This window comes from Inquilinus sp., from assembly GCF_057815775.1.
On sequence record NZ_JBYRFX010001026.1, the window covers coordinates 1 to 3,357 of the forward strand.

Consider the following 3,357-nt stretch of genomic DNA (forward strand, 5'->3'; position numbering starts at 1 on the left):
CCGCGGTGAAGGCCAATCTCGACCGCGCCCGCACCCTGCCGGACAGCCTGCGCAAGAGCGAGCTGGCCTCGGTCGCCGACGTCGTGGTGGTCGACCCGAAGACGGTGGCGATCAAGCTGTCCCGGCCCGACGCCACGCTGCTGGCCCAGCTGTCCGACCGGGCCGGCATGATGCTGGCGCCGAAGGCGTTCGATGCTGCCGATTTCGGCCAGAAGCCGGTCTGTTCCGGCCCGTACCGCTTCGTCGAGCGGGTGCAGAACGACCGCATCGTGCTGGAGAAGTATCCCGGCTACTGGGACGCCGCGAACTACAAGATCGACCGGGTGGTGTTCCAGCCGATCCCGGACACCACGGTGCGGCTGGCCAATCTGCAGGCCGGCGACCTGGACATGCTGGAGCGGCTGGCCCCGTCCGACGTGCCGGCGGTGAAGGACGACCCGAACCTGGTGTTCGTGCCGGTCACCGGCATCGGCTACCAGGGCATCACCATCAACACCGGCAATGGCGACCGCGCCAAGAATCCGCTGGGCCAGGACAAGCGGGTGCGCCAGGCGCTGGAGCTGGCGGTCGACCGCGACGTCATCAACCAGGTGGCCGGCGCCGGCATCTACCCGCCGGCACAGCAGCCCTTCCCCCAGGCCAGCCCCTATTACAGCGACAAGTTCCCGCTGCGGGCGCGCAACGTCGAGAAGGCGAAGGAGCTGCTGAAGGAGGCGGGGCAGGAACACCCGTCCTTCGAACTGGCCTTCGGCACCGGCACGCTGGCGCAGCAGATCGCCGAGCTGACCCAGGCGATGGCGTCCGAAGCCGGCTTCGACATCAAGCTGCGCGCCACCGAATTCGCGGCGATGCAGAAGGAGGCGCAGCAGGGCAATTTCGACGCCATGCAGATCGGCTGGTCCGGCCGCGTCGACCCCGACGGCAACATCCACGCCTTCGTCACCTGCAAGGGCAACCTGAACGACGGCAAATACTGCAACCCGGAGGTCGACAAGCTGCTGAACGCGGCCCGCGAAACGCCGGACCAGGCCAAGCGCAAAGAATTGTACGACCAGGCCCAGGCGATCCTCGAGGACGATTTGCCGATCATCTACACCTACTACCAGCCCTGGCCGTTCGTGCTGTCGAAGAAGGTGAAGGGCTTCGTCGCCTATCCCGACGGCATGATCCGCCTGAAGGGCATGAGCATCGAGGGCTGAGAGATGCCTGACCGTCTCGCCGGGACGCCCCGCCCATGATCCGGATCATCCTCCGCCGCCTGGCGGTCGCGCTGCCGACCCTGATCCTGGTGTCGATGCTGGTCTTCACCCTGCAGAAGCTGCTGCCGGGCGACCCGGTGCTGGCCATGGCGGGGGAGGAGCGCGACCCCGCGGTGCTGTCCTACCTGCGAGACAAGTACCGGCTCGACGACCCGCTGCCGCTGCAGTACTTCGCCTGGATCGGCCAGGTGGTGCAGGGCGATTTCGGTATCTCGCTGCGCACCGACGCGCCGGTCACCGAGCTGATCGCCCAGAAGCTGCCGGTGACCATCCAGCTGGCTGCCATGGCCATGGTCTTCGCCCTGGTGATCGGCATCCCCGCCGGCATCCTGGCGGCGGTGTACAAGGGCACGGCGGTCGATTACGGCGCCAATGTCTTCGCCCTGTCCGGCCTGTCGATCCCGAACTTCTGGCTCGGCATCATGCTGATCCTGCTGGTGTCAGTGGAGTGGAAGCTGCTGCCCGCCTCCGGCTATGTCTCGCCGGCGCAGGATCTGTGGCTCAGCCTCAAGACCATGCTGATGCCGGCCTTCGTGCTGGGCAACGCCCTGGCCGCGACGCTGATGCGGCACACCCGCTCGGCCATGCTCGGCGTGCTGCGGTCCGACTACATCCGCACGGCGCGGGGCAAGGGGCTGCTGGGGCCGGCCGTGGTGCTGAAGCATGCCTTCCGCAACGCGCTGGTGCCGATCGTCACCCTGGTGACGCTGCTGTTCGGCGAGCTGCTGGCCGGCGCGGTGCTGACCGAGCAGGTGTTCACCATCCCCGGCTTCGGCAAGCTGATCGTCGATGCCGTGTTCAACCGCGACTACGCCGTGGTGCAGGGCGTGGTGCTGTGCACGGCGATCGGCTTCATCGCCATGAACCTGCTGGCCGACGTGCTGTACATCCTGATCAACCCGCGGCTGAGGCACCCGTCATGACGGCGACAGCCATCCCCGCGCAAGCCACAGCGCCGAAGCGGCGCAGCCGCGGCCTGGCCAAGTTCCTGCGCAACCGTGGGGCGGTGGTCGGCGCGGTGCTGCTGCTGGCCTTCGTCATCTTGGCCGTGTTCGCGCCGCTGATCAGTGCGCAGGACCCGCTGCAGACCAGCTTCCTGACGATCCGCAAGCCGCCCTCCGCGGCGCATTGGCTGGGCACGGACGAGCTGGGACGGGACATCTTCACCCGCCTGGCCTATGGCGCCCGCGCCTCGCTGTCGGCCGGGGTGATCTCGGTCGCCATCGCCCTGGCCGTCGGCGTGCCCTTCGGCCTGATGGCCGGCTATTACGGCGGGCTGGTCGACGGCGCGATCTCGCGCGCCACCGAGGCGATGCTGGCGATCCCGTTCCTGATCCTGGCCATCGCCCTGGCCGCCTTCCTCGGCCCCAGCCTGTCCAACGCCATGATCGCGATCGGCCTGTCGGCGATGCCGCTGTTCATCCGCCTGACCCGCGGCCAGGTGCTGAGCATCAAGACCGAGGACTATGTCGAAGGCGCCCGGTCGATCGGCCTGCCTGACCGCTGGATCATCATCCGCTACATCCTGCCCAACGTGCTGCCGCCGCTGATCGTGCAGGCGACGCTGACCATCGCCACCGCCATCATCGCCGAGGCCAGCCTGTCCTTCCTCGGCCTCGGGCAGCAGCCGCCGAACCCGTCCTGGGGTTCGATGCTGAACACCGCCAAGAACTTCATGAGCCAGGCGCCGTGGATGTCGGTCTTCCCCGGCGGGGCGATCTTCCTGGTCGTGCTGGCCTTCAACCTGCTGGGCGACGGATTGCGCGACGCCCTCGACCCCCGCGAAAGCTGAGAGACACCCATGTTCACCACCCGCCCCGAATTGCTCGGCACCTTCGGCATGGTCACCTCGACCCACTGGCTCGGCAGCGCCGCCGGCATGGCGATGCTGGAGCGTGGCGGCAACGCCTTCGATTCCTGCGTCGCCACCGCCTTCGTGCTGCAGGTGGTCGAGCCGCACCTGGTCGGCCCCGGCGGCGACGTGCCGATCGTGTTCCATTCCGCCAAGACCGGGAAGACCGAGGTGCTGTGCGGCCAGGGCCCCGCCCCGGCCGGCGCCACCATCGACCATTACCGGTCGGAGTGGCTGGACTTGATC

Annotated in this window: 4 protein-coding genes; all 4 read left to right on the plus strand. The window is 68.1% G+C overall.

What is annotated here, in order from left to right; genetic code table 11:
• Nucleotides 1-1,199, plus strand: a 1,199-nt coding sequence (locus AC3XYG_RS36655) for an ABC transporter substrate-binding protein (protein ID WP_489144836.1), incomplete at its 5' end; no start/stop codon positions are given.
• A gap of 35 nt (nucleotides 1,200-1,234) precedes the next feature.
• Nucleotides 1,235-2,182: an ABC transporter permease gene (locus AC3XYG_RS36660; protein ID WP_489144837.1), complete on the plus strand. Its 948-nt coding sequence runs from the start codon at nucleotides 1,235-1,237 to the stop codon at nucleotides 2,180-2,182.
• Nucleotides 2,179-3,051, plus strand: a complete 873-nt coding sequence (locus AC3XYG_RS36665) for an ABC transporter permease (RefSeq protein ID WP_489144838.1) — start codon at nucleotides 2,179-2,181, stop codon at nucleotides 3,049-3,051. The genes AC3XYG_RS36660 and AC3XYG_RS36665 overlap by 4 nt, the downstream gene beginning before the upstream one ends.
• A gap of 9 nt (nucleotides 3,052-3,060) precedes the next feature.
• Nucleotides 3,061-3,357, plus strand: a 297-nt coding sequence (locus tag AC3XYG_RS36670; RefSeq protein ID WP_489144839.1) for a gamma-glutamyltransferase, incomplete at its 3' end; no start/stop codon positions are given.

What these genes read in the sequence shown, in the direction of transcription:
- AC3XYG_RS36660 (WP_489144837.1), top strand. Translation starts at nt 1,235, where the DNA reads ATGATCCGGATCATCCTCCGCCGCCTGGCGGTCGCGCTGCCGACCCTG.
- AC3XYG_RS36665 (WP_489144838.1), top strand. Translation starts at nt 2,179, where the DNA reads ATGACGGCGACAGCCATCCCCGCGCAAGCCACAGCGCCGAAGCGGCGC.